Here is a 14079-nt window from a genome sequence, read left to right as displayed (position 1 = left end):
AATCCTTTCTAAATATAAATGAGATTAGCAGATCTGCGCTTCAGTGATCAGATTTCAGTCCGGCGCCGCACATGGTAATAAGGCTGTCCGGCGTTTTGCCGTGGATCTGACAGTATTTCTGGTAAGCGGCGTAGTTTCCGGCGGTGGTATGTTCGCAATAGATACCTTTTTTTGCCAAAGCGGCTCTCGCAGGCAGAATCCAATCCTCAGGGATTTCTACAATTTCTATGTCATATGCGTAGATTTTTTCCAGAATTTCTGCGCCGCGCATCGGTTTGCCGATGGCAATTCCTTCCGCAAGGGTGGGCTTTACTTCTACCTGGGCAGGTTCTTTATATCCGTTTTCTTTCGCCGCCGCAAAAGGCGCGCAGCGTTCGCTTTGGATGGCGATGATCTGCGGCATTCTGTCGATGATACCGCTGGTCAGCAGATGTTCCAGCCCGAAGATGACGCCGAGGAACAGGGTGCCGTTGCCCAGCGGCACGAAAATGTGCTGTGGAATTCTGCCCAGTTGTTCGTATACTTCATAGATGTAGGTTTTGGTTCCTTCATAGAAGAAAGGGTTGTAGACGTGGTTGGCGTAATATTTGCCTGCCTTTATGACTTCCGCACGGCATACGTCCGCACAGTGATCCCGAGAGCCGGGGATGATGTGTACCTGGCTTCCGTGGGCGCGTATCATGTCAATTTTTCCCGGGGAAGTACCTTCCGGCACAAAGATGTCGCAGTCGATGCCGATTTTGCCAAAGTAGGCAGCTACACTGTTTCCTGCATTTCCGCTGGAATCCTGCACGACGGATTTAACTCCAATGCTGGCGCAGTGAGCTGCAAGCACTGCCGCGCCGCGATCCTTAAAAGAAAGGGTCGGCATGAAGTAATCCATTTTCAGCATCAGGTCTTCATCAAAATCTATGATGGGGGTCATACCTTCTCCCATGGTAACCGACTTCCAGGTGTCGTCCGCCAGCGGCATGAATGCTCGATAGCGAAATAGATTCCACTGTGTTTTGTCAACCAGGTCAAGGTCAAAAGCCGGCGGCTGAAAGTCCAGCTTCCACAGTCCGCCGCAGTCGCATTTCGGCGCGCGCAGGGTCACCGGCTGCAGCTTGCCGCATTTGGAACAAACGTATTGTACTTGCATGATTATTTCACCTCCGCAATGGCTTCGATTTCTGCAAGGCAGCCGAAGTGCAGATCGCTGACTGGCACAACGACGCGGGCAGGGGTATGTTCGCCAAAAAACTCGGCGTATGCCTCATTGGCTGCCTGCCAGTTTTCAATATCGATCAGATAAACGCGGCATTGCACCACATCTTTTCTGGTGAGACCGGCGGCATGCAGCACGCGTTCAACATTGTGCAGCGCAAGGTGCATGTGATCTTTGATATCGCCGGTGCAGACCTTCCTGGTGTCTAAATCTAAGGACAGCTGTCCGGAGATATACAGCATGCCGCCGGCAATTATGCCGGGTGCATAGTGACCGGGATTGTGTCCCTTTGTATCGAGTGTAATTTTTTTCATCGTAGTTCACTTCTTCTTTCTATTATATAATAAGTTGTAGTTTAGTTGTAGCATGGAAATGGAAAAAAGTCAATGCAAATTATATAAAAAACTGAATTTTATAAAATGATGCTTGCGTTCTGGAGAATCTGTGCTAAAATAGACATAAATAAGAAATAAACAGAAGTGATTCCAAGAAGAAAGGAAACAGGAAGATGAAATTTATAACGACAGAATACTCAGTAAGAGACAGTGCATTTCGCAGCGCAATCAGCATTGGTGACAAGGTACGGATTGTGCCGGTACATATTTGTCCGGTAGTGAATCTGTATGATCGCGCTTATCTGATCGGCGCGGATGGACAGGTGGAGCGGGAACTGGAAATCGCATGCAGAGGAAAATTACAATAGAAATAGGAGGTCAGCGATGAGAGCAGCACAATTACAGCTTCCGGTTTTTGACGAGATTACGAAGAATCTTACGCAGCTGGAAAACTATATACAGAAGGCCGCAGCGCAGCAGGCGGATATCGTAACGGCGGGGGAAATGTTTTCCTGCCCGTATGAGACTTCAAATTTTCCCAAATATGCGGAGAAAGAAGGCGGGAGAACCTATCAAGCCCTCAGCGATCTGGCGCGACGTTACGGGGTCTATCTTTCTGCAGGTTCCGTGCCGGAGCTTTCAGAGGATGGAAAGGTGTACAACACCGCCTATATCTTTGACCGGCAGGGAAGAAAGATTGCAAAGCACAGAAAAATGCACCTTTTCGATATACAGGTAGAGGGCGGACAATGCTTCAAGGAATCGGACACGTTGACTGCGGGAGACAGGGTTACGGTATTTGATACTGAATTCGGAAAAATGGGACTCTGCATCTGTTACGATTTCCGTTTTCCGGAACTTGCCCGTCTGATGGTGCAGCAGGGGGCGCGGGTGATTCTGGTGCCGGCTGCCTTTAATATGACCACTGGTCCTGCCCACTGGGAAATCATGTTTCGCTGCCGGGCTCTTGATAATCAGGTTTTTGTTTTGGGGACTTCTCCGTCCAGGGACGAGGGACCGGGCTATACGGCATGGGGACATTCCTTGTTGGTATCCCCTTGGGGACAGGTGCTTGCAGAGGCGCAGGAAAAGCCGGCGATGCTGATAAATGATTTAGATTTGACACAAGTTGATCAAATCCGCAGCCAGCTGCCGCTTCTTGCCCACAGACGGTTAGATCTTTATGAACTGCGGGAGAAGGAGAGATAAACGATGACTTGTAAAAACGTATTGAACCACCAAATTCCTATTGAAAAATATTTTGAAGAAATTTCCCGCATTCCCAGAGGGATTCGCGTGGAAAAAGCCGTCAGCGACTATGTTGTTTCTTTTGCGGAGGCGAGAGGACTTTCCGTGTATCAGGACGAACATTGGAACGTCATCGTGAAAAAGCCGGCGGGACCCGGCGGCGAGGGAAAAGCGCCGCTTGCATTGCAGGCCCATTTGGATATGGTGCATGCGAAAACTGCGGAAAGCTGCCATGACTTTGAAAAGGAACCTATTGAACTAGTTCTCACAGACGGCATTCTGACCGCAAAGGATACGACCCTGGGCGCCGACGATGGATTCGGTGTCAGTTATATACTGGCAATTCTGGATGATGATAGTCTGTTTCATCCGCCGCTGGAATGCATTTTTACGGTGCAGGAGGAGAGCAATAACGAAGGCGCACAGCTTCTGGATAAATCCAAAATCAGCGCGGACAGAATGATTGGACTGGATGGAGATGCGGAACGATCGACCTTTGTTTCCTGCTTCTGCTCGGATCGGCTGGTGATGAAAAAAGCGTACAATTTGTGCAGACCGCAGGGAAAGGCGCATACCGTCACCATCGATGAACTTTCTATGGGCGTTTATCAAGGCGTTTGTCATCAGGAGTGCGGCAATGCCATCAAGATGATGGCGCGTGTACTGCGGCAGGCGGCCCTTTCTGGTATCTCTTTGCAAATTGCATCCTGGGAAGGGGGCAAAGCGGAAAATCAGAATCCGTTTTTTAGCAAAGCGGTCATCTATACAGATAGCGACGAAACAAAACTCTCCGAGATTCTGGATCACGAGTTTGCGTTGATGATGGAAGAATTTGAGGATGAACGGTATCTGGGCAGATTGACGGCAGCGTCTTGTATGGATGCGCCGGGGAATGTGTTGTCTGCAAGTGACAGCAGGGCGGTGCTGGATCTGGTATATTTGATGCCATCCAATTTGTTCCATGCGGCAGATGGCGGCGCGTCGGCTTCCGTGAACAACATCGGTGTGATCAGGGTGGAAGACGGTTTCGCAGAGCTGATTATGTCGGCAAGATCCAAGCATTTCAGTATGGAGCGGCATGTTTTGGAACATTGCAGGATGATTGGAGCGCTGTATGGATTCTCGGTACAGCAGGCATCACGCTATAGTCCGTGGCCGTACAATAAAGATTCCGCGCTGCGGAAGCTGGCGAATCAGATTACGCTGCGGGAAAGCGGTTTTACTATGGAGGAGGAAGTTTGCCCGGGCGGACTGGAACTGGGCTGGTTCTTTGACGGAAAACTGCAGTTGGATGTGATTCAGCTGGGACCGGATTTAGAAAATCTCCATACGCCGGAGGAACAGATGGATATGGCGTCCTTCCACCGTGTTTATGCATTGGTGTGCCGGATGCTTGCCGAAATAGAATAAATCCAATCAAGTAAAAACTCCCTTTGGGACGGAGCAGCTTTCTGCGCCCAAAGGGAGTTTTTGTGCCAGAAAAAATGGACGAACGAAAACGGGCTAGCCAAGCCGCTTGTCTTTAAAATCGACAAAAAAAGCGTTAACGGCTTTCATTCGTTTGATATCCTCTGTGGAAAGGGCAAGTAATTCTTTGATTTTCGCCTGGTTTTTAATTTTTCTTTGAGAAAGCAGCCACTTGAATGCCATCGGGAAATTTGTGCCGATTGACATGCTTACACCAAAGGCGAACTGTAAATCTTTTTTTCCCAAGGGGATTATTTTTTCCAGTATTATGATATCGTCTTGATTTAAAGGATTTGTGAGAAATGCCCGCTGAAAAGCAGCGTCAGTTCGCAGCTTGCCAGCATAGAAGTATTTGCAGTTGCGATAGTTTTCTTCATCCTCTATTTCGCCATATAAGCAGCAGGTTTTGTCTCCCAAAAGAAGCATATGCTTGCTTAAATAAGCTTTCTCATGACCGGTAAACCCATACATGTAATATTTTATAAAAGATTCATCTAAGATAGGGGGATCCTGTTTGAAAATCTCATGACTTTCAGGCAGAAAGCTGTCGCTGAGCAGTAAAAAGGGGTCAAGTTCCAGAGTATTCGCAATGGAAACAATCTGTTCCAGCGTGATTGCGACCTGACCGCATTCATATTTGGAAATCGCAGATTTGCTGATGTGCATACGCGACGCTAAATCTACAATTGTAATACCTCGTGCCTTTCTGTAATAGCGAATACGCGCTCCCACAGTTTTGTTTATATCTGACATTCTATTCATAGCAGATCCTTTCTGTTTTGACCGGATTGATTCTTTCGCAGATGATTCCACAAATCAGGGAATTAAAGATGAATATATATTTATAAGAAAGTTTAATGCAAAAGAAATTTATAACTGGAATGAATTCCATTTAAAAGTAATTTTACAACATAAAAATTCCATCGTAAAGGGAATTCGGAATATTTGTGAAAAAAATCTTTTTGTGCTATGTTGATTACAATCATAACGCTAGCGAAATTTTTTGAAAAGAAAAAGGAGAGAAGAAAATGCTTGTACTAAAAAATTGTAGACTGATTCCGCAGCTGACGGAAGGATTTGATGAAACAAAGGCGGATCTTGTGATAGATGGAAAATATATTTCTGAGATTCTTCCCGCCGGTTCTGCAAACTATGAATCGGCAGAAGTGATTGACGCGCAGGGAATGACGCTGCTGCCGGGGTTCTTTGATCTGCATGCTCATCTGATGTTTAAGGATCAGGATTATAACGCTTCTATGATGCGTGGACAGAATGAATACCTGGTAGACTGCATGGAATATGCGGGTGTTTATCTGAAGCATGGTTATACGACCATTCGTGACTGCGGAAATGATTTCTACGCAGGTATTGCAGTAAAAGATGCAGTGAATCGAGGCATTGTCAAAGGTACGCATATCATTACCTCCGGAAAAATTATTTCGCCTGTGGCAAAGGGAAATGAAAGCTTTGGTTCCCTTTATTGGGAAACGGATTCTCCGGATGATATGCTGCATATTGTAAGAAGCGAAGTCGCTAAGGGCGTAGATTTTATTAAGTACATGGTAACAGGCGCTGTTCTCAATGAAGGCGGTGTTCCGGGAGAACTGATTACGACGGAAGAAGAAATTCGAGCGGTCACATCTGCGGCGGAAAAGCTTGGAACTTATGTTGCCGCCCATTGTCACGGCACGGAAGGCATTAAGCTTGCTGTAAAGAACGGCATCAGAACAATTGAACATGCTTCATACGTTGATGATGAATGTGTAGAATTGATGCTTAAGAGAAACGATCTCATCGCAACAGTGCCGACCTATTCCATCGCATATACCTTATACAAAGAATTGTATGAAGGAGGCGTTTTGCCGGAGTTTGTGGAAAAAAGCAGAGCAGCTTGTGCGAGCATGGCAAAAAGTGTTGCAATGTGTGAGGAGGCAGGCGTTCTTGTAGGGTGGGGAACAGACTTAGACAGGCAGATGTTTGAGCGCTTCCCAGGTCTTGAGTTTGTTGCGAGAAATGAGATGGGACAGCCGAATCTGCAGAGCTTGAAAGAAGCTACAATTAACAGCGCTAGAATTGTCTGCGAAGACCACTTGCGCGGAACTGTTAAAAAGGGCAAATACGCAGATCTTGTACTGATCGATGGAAATCCTGATGAGGATATGACAGTGATGAAGAATTTGCCGAAGTATGTATTCAAAGAAGGAAGCATGGCAGCTGCTAATTAAAGGATTTTGCATGTTTTTTAAGAGGAGGAACACATTATGAATGCAAAAAAGAGATATGTCTTGATTTTTCTTTTGACATTATCATGTCTTTGCTATAATTTACCGTATCTAAGTTCGACTTTTTACACGCAGTTTCTTGAGGCGTTTAGCTTGAGCAACACTCAGGCCGGTTTACTGCTGAGCATGTTTTCACTGACTGCGACACCAGGTTATCTGTTCGGCGGTATGCTGGCGGATAGATTTTCACCGAAGAAGCTGATTATTATTTCACAGCTTATGACTGCAGCATGTGGATTTGCCATGAGCTTTATCAGCGGATATACAATTTTATTGGTGTGTTACTTAGGCTTTGGTATTTCGACTACATTTATTCACTGGTCTGCATTTTTGAAGTTGATCAGAGCGCAGGCAGGGGAAAATGAAGAAGGAAAGATTTTTGGTTTCTTTGAAATGTGTTATGCGATTGCAGGGGCCATTACCAGCTACGGAATACTGGCAGCTCTTGGATCAATCAGCAATTTTAGAATTGTAACAAGTGTATATGCGGCAATTCTGGTATTAGTAGCGCTTATTATCATGGTAGCGCTGAAAGATGTAGAGGAAAACAAGCAGTCCAATGAATTCAATTTGAAAATGGTTGGAAAAGCTTTCAAGCATCCTGTAACATGGCTCAATGGATTTATTGTGATGGGACTGTTTATCATGGTGACAGGAACAAGCTATCTAAATCCGTATCTTTCTACTGTTTTCGGAACGACGGTTGCTTTCGGAACCGGACTTACGATTGCGAACAGAACAATTCTCAGATTGTTCATGTCGCCCGCGTGCGGCTTGCTTTTAGACAAATGGAAAACGCCGAAGTTTTTAACAATCTTTGCAGGCGCATTAATTATAATTTCCGCCGTATTCCTGTTTATTCCGCAGGAGCCTGCATCAAAGACGATTGCGGTTATTGTGGCGGTTGTAATGGTTGTTGTATTGGCGGGCTCTCGTTCGGGCTTATATACGCCGATTCCTGAAGCGAAAATGCCTTTTGAGATCACAGGAACTGCCATGGGAATCGCTTCTGCCGTAGGCTATTCGACAGACTTGTGGCTTTATACCCTTTGCGGAAGATGGATTGACCAATATGGCGTGGATGGATACAGAAATATTATCTGGCTTTTTATCGCAGGCCTTGTACTGGTTATTGTCTGTGCAATTCTGCTGGGCGTGTATGAGAAAAAGCATGGAGTGTTTTCCATGCAATTAGAAAAAAGTCAGGTTGAAGCATAGTCTTCTGCAGCGCCGGAGGTAAAAGATGAATGGGTTAGATTATGTTGTTTTGGCTGTTACTGTCGCAGCAGTATTGCTCATAGGCTGGTTGTCAGGAAAAAAGGATAAATCAGCGGCAGAGTTTTTGATGGCAGGAAAAGGCATTAATAAATTACAGGCAGGATTTTCTATGGCGGCTACAGACTTTGGCGGAAGCGGACTGGTGGGTGCAATTGGATACTGTTATGTAGTTGGAATGAGCGGAATCTGGTGGAATCTTGCAGCGGCGCCAGCCTTCTTTCTGGTTGGTTTATTCCTTGCAGAAAAAATTCATAAGATGAATAGCACAACGGTGCCGGAATATCTTGGAAAAAGATACTCTCCTGCTGTCAAATGTTTTGCCATAGTGATGCATGTGTTCACGAATTTTGCTTCCTTATCTGTGCAGTTTACCATTGCGTGCACGACCCTGTATACAATTACAGGTATCAGTATGCATCTGTCACTTTTTATCAGTGTACTGCTTGTGATTATTCTGACGAGCGGAGGACTTCGATCGGTTGTAAATACGGATGCAACGCTGTTTGTGATTATTATTGCGTCGGTACTTTGTTTACTAGTGGCAATGCTGTATTCCGGCGCGGGAATTGAAGTCATAAAAGCAGGTCTTCCGGCAGAGACATTCAGCCTGAGCCGCCTCGGATTTTGGAAGCCGTTTTCATGGTTTGTTCTGTGCATGCTTTCTTATTCTACGAATCAGAATTACATTCAGCGCATGACGGCGGCGAAAAATGAAGGAACGGCAAGATTTGGCGCTTTTTTCACAGCAGGATTTTATTTTGCGATTTCTGTTATGATCGGTTTGATTGGTATTTGTGCTTCTGTAAAAATCCCAGGGATTACCGATACCAATACGGTATTTGCACAAGCGCTCAAATCCTTTCTGCCACATGGTATAATTGGTCTTGGGATGGCAGGACTCTTTGCCGCGACCATATCGACAGGTACTTCCATTCTTCATGCAACAACAACGCTGATTATCAACGATTTGTGGAAGCCGCTAAGGAAGGTTGAAGAAAACAGCGCTGCAGTTAGTACCTCCAAAATTATACTGCTTTTAATAGCACTTTCAAGTACATTGATTTCCCTGTTCTGCAGCAATATCATTGATGTGATCTATATTGCCGGGTTGTTTTACAGCGTATCGGTATTCCTGCCACTGATTTTGGGAATGCTTAATTCAAAAATTACAGCAGCTGGGGCGCTGCTCAGTATGATTGCTGCTGTGAGCGTGAGCCTTTTGTGGGAATATAATCTGATCGAAAGAACTGCCGCACTAAACGCGTTGCCCGCCAATGTTGTTGGTCTGGTGATAAGCGCAGCAGTGCTGATGTTAAGTCTCTTTATCAGAAAAAAAGAATAGAATTTATAAACTCCCTTTCGGAAATTTATCATCGGAAGGGAGTTCTTTTGTAATACGAAATGAAGTGTTATTTCAGACTTTCTTTATAGTCGGCATAGGCTTTCACTGCGAAGATCATATCGTACTGGACATGGGCGCGCATCAGCTCGGCTGCCCTGGCAAAGTCGCCGTCTAAGATGGTCTGAAAAATCCGGTTATGATCCTCGTTGACTTTTTCCCGGCTGATTTGCGGATAATACAAGTAAGACAGCAGTTCCACCCGCGGCCTGAGTTTGTCGGCAGCGTTATCCAGACATGGGCTCTGGGCAAATTTGTAGAAGGTCTTGTGGAAAAATTTGGAGTATTCGTCCCACTCTGTCAAATCGCCTGCCGCAAGGAGGCTGTTGCCGGCTTCTACAATGCCCCGCAGCTCGTGAAGAAAGGCGTCGCGAATGGGATAGGTTTCACAATACTGCACCGACAGGGCGTCCAGCTCGCTGACAAAGCGGAACAGATCCTGAATATCAGCTTCCGAAAAGTCGATGACCTTGACGCCGCAGTTGGAGTAGTAGGTTACCAGACCGTTTTCTGACAGACGCGACAGCGCTTCGCGAATGGGCGTGTTGCTGACGTCGTACTCCTGCGCCAGCGCTTTCAGTGTCAGCTTCTGTCCGCAGGACAGATTGCGCTGGGTGATGTCGTCGTAAATATTTTGATATATTTTTTCAGATAAAGTTTCTTTGGTATTTCTCATATGCGTAAATCCTTTTTTTATAGTTCTGTTTCTATTTTACAAAAAATATTGGTAAAAGTAAACAGGTAATCTTATAAAAAGAATTAAAAGATTATAAAAAACTGAAAATTATAAAATAGTTCTTGATTATATAAAATACATGTGGTATGATAGAGAAAAATCACGCAGGGTTTGTCGTCCTGCGGAGAAAAAAGAAAAAGGAGAAAGAAAAATGACAGCAGAAGTTTTTTTATCAGTCGTTATGATCTGCGGCATTTATGTGGTTTGTCAGCTAATCAGCAAGGTAACCCGCTATAAGGTGCCGGAATTGGTTATCTTTATGGTAGCGCTTATTATTCTCGGAGGTCAGCTCCACATTCTGCCGGCCGATCTGTTTGACAAAGCAGGTTTCGCGCCGATGGTTTATTCCTTCGGTCTGCCCTTTGTACTGGCGGGCTTTGGCACGACCATGTCGGTTTCCAGTATCAAAGGCGAAGGCAAAACCGTTGTGACTGCTTTGATTGCGGTAGCATGTATTCTGGGCCTCGGTCTTGCGGCAGGGTTTGTATTCATGGATCCACGTACTGCCATTTACGGTGCGGTGGAGGTTGCCGGCGGCGGACAGGCAGGTCTGATTTTCCTGACGCATCTGCAGGAACTGGGAGACGGTCACGAAAAGATGATCGCGCTGATGTTGTGTCTGATGAATATGCAGATTCTTTTTGGCTATCCGCTCAGTGTCATTTCCATGAGAAAGAGTATGAGGATTAGAATCGAAAAAGGCAATATTCCAAAGCTTGCAGCCAACAGCAATGCCGAGGACAATAAAGCGAAAACGCTGATTCGCATTCCGGAGGAAATCAAGAACAGTTTCTATTACGTATTTCTGATGCTGGGTATCATCTGCTTCTTGTCAGCGAAGCTGTATGACCTGACTACCCTCAGCGCATATCTGTGGTATATCCTCTTAGGATTCCTCTTTGCTGAACTGGGACTTTTGGAGCACAATTGTCTGGCAAAGGCAGGTCTGGCGCCGCTGATGTTCGGCATCATGTTTGTCGTTGTCTGCAGCGCGTTCCTGGAACTGAACCTGGGCGATGTAGGCGCAGTTGCACTGAACTTTGTCGTATTGATTGCATTTGGTATCATCGGCTGCATCATTTCCGGCTTCATCGTATCGAAGCTGTTCAAGGTGGATCTCTATGAAGGATTCTCCATCAGTATCGGCTGCATGGTCGGTTATCCGCCTTCTCAGAAGGTTGCGGATGAAGCCCTTGCGGCAGTTCGCGCGGAAGCAGAAATCAGTGATGAGGATGCAGCAGCCCTGAAAGCATACTATGAGCCAAAGATTATCATCTCCGGTGTTGTCACCATTTCTCTTGTAACAGGACTTCTGGCAGGTATCATCGTCAGCTTCCTGTAATGCGCAGGAAAGAGGAAATTTATGTACATCATTCAAAATACAAACTTACTCCCCATGGATGCAGAGCGCGTCCTTTCGGGGGTGGATATCGTCATAGACGCCGGAATCATCCGGCACATCGCGCAGGCAGGACAGATTGCCTTTGATCAAAGGGCGAGCGTCATTGACGGCACGGGAAAGTATGTAATGCCGGCGCTGACAGACTGCCATGTGCACTGTATCACACCGGCGGATTTTCCATGGTATTTGTCCTACGGCGTGACGACCATCTGCAACTACATGGGCGTGGCGAGAGCCCTTCGCTGGCGAAAAGAGTTGGCAGAGGGAAGCCGCATTGGTCCGCGGCTGATTACGGCAGGCCCGATTATCGACGGTACAGCTAAATTCCTTTCGGTGATGGAGTACGGCAGGTCAGAAGCGGCGCTTCCTCTTGAGGAAGTCTATTCTGATCTGCTGAGGCTCGATGGAATCATAGAAGCAAAAGATGCAGAGACTGCAAGGCGGGCAGTCCGCTATATCAAAGAGGCAGGGTATGATTTTGTAAAGGTCTATAACAATCTGTGCCCGGAAGCTTATTACGCAGCCTGCGATGAAGCTGAAAAACAAGGCATTCTCATCGTCGGACATTTGATGGATTTTTCCAATGAAGAAAAAATCGCCGGGAAGCCTTTTACAATCAGACAGGCGGCGGTAGAACATGTGGCGGGTCTTGACGACACGTTAATGGAATATCTGGCGGCGCATCAGATTGCGCTGGATCCGACCTATGCGGTGGAAAAGGTGAAACTGGCAAGATATGAAGAAAGTCCGGAATATCAGGCGCTTTTGTCCCTTTGTCCTTCGGATGAAAGAGAGGAATGGAGAAAGTGCGGACAGCGCAGGCAGGAGGTCTACAAGACGGAACCGAATCGTCGTCCGGTAGAGAGAAGAGGTATGGCATATTATCACCATATCATGAAGACCTTCCACGAAAAGGGCGGATTGATTCTGGCAGGTACCGACAGCGGTATCGATGGTCTGCTGCCGGGCGTGGATTTGCAGATTGAACTCAGTTGTCTGGCGGAAAGCGGCATTTCTAATTATGAAGCGCTGAAGACAGCGACGGTAAATCCAGCGATGTTTTACCGGGGCGACGCAAAGTTGGGTCAGGCGATAGAAGGAAGTCCGGCGGAGCTTTTGATTCTTTCTGAAAATCCGCTGGAACACATTGAAGCAGTCCGGCAGATTGCAGGATTGATGCAGGGTGAGCGGTATTTTACGAAAGAAGCGCTTGGTGCCCTGCGGCAGAACAGAAAATTCAGCATCTATCAGGATGCATAGAAGGTAGAGGAAATGAGAAGATGATTGAAGCATTAAAAGGACTTCTGGCGATCGAAAGTATCGCGGAGGATAACGGAGGAGATTTGACGGGGAAATATCCCTTTGGGCAGGGACCTGCCAGAGCGCTGGATTATGCGTTGGATCTCTGCAAAAGCTTTGGTTTTCGGACGAAAAACGCGGATTATCGCTATGGGTTTGCCGAGATCGGACAGGGGGAAGAACTCATCGGCATTCTGGCACATTTGGATGTGGTGCCGGCAGGAAGCGGTTGGACTTATGCGCCCTTTGCAGGAACAGAAGCTAATGACAGGCTTTACGGCCGCGGGGTGCAGGATGACAAGGGACCTGCCATGGCGTGCATTTTTGCCATGAAGGAATTATTGGACAGCGGCGTGCCGCTAACGAAACGAATCCGAATCATCTTCGGACAGGATGAGGAAACGGGCAACTGGTACGACATCAAAGCCTATAAAGAAGCGGAAGAACTGCCGGATTACGGCTTTACACCGGACGGCGCGTTTCCAGCTGTCTACGGAGAAAAGGGCATCATGCTGGTGGAGCTTTCCATGCCGCTTGATGAAAGCGGATTTGAAAGCGTTTGCGGGGGTAATGCGCCCAATATGGTAGCGGATCACTGCAGTGCGGTAGTCCGTGGAAAGACTTATGCGGCAACTGGAAAATCGGCACACGCAAGCATGCCCTGGGAAGGAGAAAATGCGATTACGAAGCTGATGTCCGAACTAGCTGCCGCTACGGATGCACCAGCCTTTGCAAAGGCGTATCACGCACTGATCGGGGACAGCTACTGCGGGGAATTTATGAACTGCAACGTAAGGGACGAAGCCAGCGGCAGACTTTCCATGAATGCTGGTTTGATTTCCGCTGAGGACGGCGTGCTCAAGCTGACTCTGGATGTGCGGTATCCGGTTACCTTTTCCGGGGAGGATTTACTAGGGCGGATTTCTGTGGCTGCCGCGGACTATGGCATTTCGGTCAGCAGTCCTTATGGCATGAAGCCGGTATATATGGATGCGGAAGGACCGGTGGTCGGCGCCTTGCTTGGCGCATATAGATCGGTCACAGGCGATATGACGCCGCCCATGGTGGCGGGAGGCGGGACTTATGCCCGGTCTATGGAACATATCGTCGCCTTTGGACCGAGTTTTCCAGGGGTGACTGATACAGAACATGAAGGAAATGAAAATATGACAGTGGAAAATCTCCTGAAGCTGCAGAGGATTTACAAGGCTGCCCTTGAAAATCTCCTGCGCATGAAGGTTTGATAGTACCTATTTTCTTAAGAACAAAGCTTGTGGGTAGGAGAATGCCGGCAAGCCTTGTTTTTTTAATGTAGTCTCAACACTAGTTCACGGCGCAAAGTTTTCCTTTTCATATGCCTGTCCTGGAGCGCGCCATACGGTAATAGCATGAAACCAAATGGCAGGAGCTTTCGTCTATCCGCGCT

The 14079-nt window shown here is 46.9% G+C and carries 13 protein-coding genes; 9 read left to right on the top strand and 4 right to left on the bottom strand.

The features are described 5' to 3' along the window. Window positions 1-40: 40 nt before the first annotated feature. Entirely contained in the window at window positions 41-1141 is a 1101-nt protein-coding gene (locus ACPW7J_RS11355; protein WP_425755256.1) for a threonine synthase, read from the bottom strand. Between the two features lie 2 nt (window positions 1142-1143). Continuing rightward, a complete protein-coding gene (locus ACPW7J_RS11350) occupies window positions 1144-1521 on the bottom strand; it encodes a RidA family protein (RefSeq protein ID WP_425755255.1) in 378 nt (125 codons plus the stop codon). Between the two features lie 194 nt (window positions 1522-1715). On the opposite strand from ACPW7J_RS11350, the gene ACPW7J_RS11345 reads away from it, so the two are divergent. The 3 genes from ACPW7J_RS11345 to ACPW7J_RS11335 are packed head-to-tail and all read left to right on the top strand — an operon-like array spanning window position 1716 to window position 4200. Beyond that, window positions 1716-1910, top strand: a complete 195-nt coding sequence (locus tag ACPW7J_RS11345; RefSeq protein ID WP_425755254.1) for a hypothetical protein — start codon at window positions 1716-1718, stop codon at window positions 1908-1910. Between the two features lie 16 nt (window positions 1911-1926). Beyond that, window positions 1927-2751, top strand: coding sequence for a carbon-nitrogen hydrolase family protein (locus tag ACPW7J_RS11340; RefSeq protein ID WP_425755253.1), 825 nt, complete (start codon window positions 1927-1929; stop codon window positions 2749-2751). 3 nt (window positions 2752-2754) lie between these two features. Beyond that, a complete protein-coding gene (locus tag ACPW7J_RS11335; RefSeq protein ID WP_425755252.1) occupies window positions 2755-4200 on the top strand; it encodes a M20/M25/M40 family metallo-hydrolase in 1446 nt (481 codons plus the stop codon). A gap of 93 nt (window positions 4201-4293) precedes the next feature. On the opposite strand, the gene ACPW7J_RS11330 is transcribed toward ACPW7J_RS11335, so the two are convergent. Then, window positions 4294-5019, bottom strand: a complete 726-nt coding sequence (locus ACPW7J_RS11330; RefSeq protein ID WP_425755251.1) for a helix-turn-helix domain-containing protein — start codon at window positions 5017-5019, stop codon at window positions 4294-4296. 266 nt (window positions 5020-5285) lie between these two features. Here ACPW7J_RS11330 and ACPW7J_RS11325 point away from each other — a divergent pair, with 266 nt between their 5' ends. The 3 genes from ACPW7J_RS11325 to ACPW7J_RS11315 are packed head-to-tail and all read left to right on the top strand — an operon-like array spanning window position 5286 to window position 9159. Continuing rightward, window positions 5286-6482 carry an amidohydrolase family protein gene (locus tag ACPW7J_RS11325; protein WP_425755250.1) on the top strand — a complete coding sequence of 399 codons (1197 nt, stop codon included), beginning with the start codon at window positions 5286-5288 and terminating at the stop codon, window positions 6480-6482. A gap of 36 nt (window positions 6483-6518) precedes the next feature. Then, the gene (locus ACPW7J_RS11320) at window positions 6519-7757 is read left to right on the top strand and encodes an MFS transporter (RefSeq protein ID WP_425755249.1); all 1239 of its coding nucleotides are present in this window, start codon (window positions 6519-6521) and stop codon (window positions 7755-7757) included. A 25-nt stretch (window positions 7758-7782) separates the two neighbouring features. Next, on the top strand, window positions 7783-9159 hold the full coding sequence (locus ACPW7J_RS11315) for a sodium:solute symporter family protein (protein WP_425755248.1): 1377 nt from the start codon (window positions 7783-7785) through the stop codon (window positions 9157-9159). Between the two features lie 67 nt (window positions 9160-9226). Here the strand turns inward: ACPW7J_RS11315 and ACPW7J_RS11310 are convergent, their stop codons facing one another. Further along, window positions 9227-9892, bottom strand: a complete 666-nt coding sequence (locus ACPW7J_RS11310) for a GntR family transcriptional regulator (protein ID WP_161874598.1) — start codon at window positions 9890-9892, stop codon at window positions 9227-9229. A 211-nt stretch (window positions 9893-10103) separates the two neighbouring features. On the opposite strand from ACPW7J_RS11310, the gene ACPW7J_RS11305 reads away from it, so the two are divergent. Genes ACPW7J_RS11305 through ACPW7J_RS11295 form a run of 3 tightly spaced genes read left to right on the top strand, consistent with a single transcriptional unit; the run spans window position 10104 to window position 13897 of the window. Further along, a complete protein-coding gene (locus tag ACPW7J_RS11305) occupies window positions 10104-11294 on the top strand; it encodes a hypothetical protein (RefSeq protein ID WP_424959520.1) in 1191 nt (396 codons plus the stop codon). 21 nt (window positions 11295-11315) lie between these two features. Beyond that, window positions 11316-12614 carry an amidohydrolase family protein gene (locus ACPW7J_RS11300; RefSeq protein ID WP_161874600.1) on the top strand — a complete coding sequence of 433 codons (1299 nt, stop codon included), beginning with the start codon at window positions 11316-11318 and terminating at the stop codon, window positions 12612-12614. Window positions 12615-12634: 20 nt separating this feature from the next. Then, window positions 12635-13897, top strand: a complete 1263-nt coding sequence (locus ACPW7J_RS11295) for a Sapep family Mn(2+)-dependent dipeptidase (protein ID WP_424959521.1) — start codon at window positions 12635-12637, stop codon at window positions 13895-13897. The last annotated feature ends 182 nt before the right edge of the window (window positions 13898-14079 follow it).

It is taken from the genome of Ihubacter sp. rT4E-8, assembly GCF_049852125.1.
Taxonomy (GTDB): domain Bacteria; phylum Bacillota; class Clostridia; order Peptostreptococcales; family Anaerovoracaceae; genus Senimuribacter.
The sequence above is the reverse complement of the archived record's forward strand: the minus strand, read 5'-3'. Positions and strand labels throughout refer to the sequence as shown.

What these genes read in the sequence shown, in the direction of transcription:
- ACPW7J_RS11345 (WP_425755254.1), top strand. Translation starts at nt 1,716, where the DNA reads ATGAAATTTATAACGACAGAATACTCAGTAAGAGACAGTGCATTTCGC.
- ACPW7J_RS11305 (WP_424959520.1), top strand. Translation starts at nt 10,104, where the DNA reads ATGACAGCAGAAGTTTTTTTATCAGTCGTTATGATCTGCGGCATTTAT.
- ACPW7J_RS11295 (WP_424959521.1), top strand. Translation starts at nt 12,635, where the DNA reads ATGATTGAAGCATTAAAAGGACTTCTGGCGATCGAAAGTATCGCGGAG.
- ACPW7J_RS11330 (WP_425755251.1), bottom strand. Translation starts at nt 5,019, where the DNA reads ATGAATAGAATGTCAGATATAAACAAAACTGTGGGAGCGCGTATTCGC.
- ACPW7J_RS11315 (WP_425755248.1), top strand. Translation starts at nt 7,783, where the DNA reads ATGAATGGGTTAGATTATGTTGTTTTGGCTGTTACTGTCGCAGCAGTA.
- ACPW7J_RS11350 (WP_425755255.1), bottom strand. Translation starts at nt 1,521, where the DNA reads ATGAAAAAAATTACACTCGATACAAAGGGACACAATCCCGGTCACTAT.
- ACPW7J_RS11325 (WP_425755250.1), top strand. Translation starts at nt 5,286, where the DNA reads ATGCTTGTACTAAAAAATTGTAGACTGATTCCGCAGCTGACGGAAGGA.
- ACPW7J_RS11340 (WP_425755253.1), top strand. Translation starts at nt 1,927, where the DNA reads ATGAGAGCAGCACAATTACAGCTTCCGGTTTTTGACGAGATTACGAAG.
- ACPW7J_RS11320 (WP_425755249.1), top strand. Translation starts at nt 6,519, where the DNA reads ATGAATGCAAAAAAGAGATATGTCTTGATTTTTCTTTTGACATTATCA.
- ACPW7J_RS11300 (WP_161874600.1), top strand. Translation starts at nt 11,316, where the DNA reads ATGTACATCATTCAAAATACAAACTTACTCCCCATGGATGCAGAGCGC.
- ACPW7J_RS11310 (WP_161874598.1), bottom strand. Translation starts at nt 9,892, where the DNA reads ATGAGAAATACCAAAGAAACTTTATCTGAAAAAATATATCAAAATATT.
- ACPW7J_RS11335 (WP_425755252.1), top strand. Translation starts at nt 2,755, where the DNA reads ATGACTTGTAAAAACGTATTGAACCACCAAATTCCTATTGAAAAATAT.
- ACPW7J_RS11355 (WP_425755256.1), bottom strand. Translation starts at nt 1,141, where the DNA reads ATGCAAGTACAATACGTTTGTTCCAAATGCGGCAAGCTGCAGCCGGTG.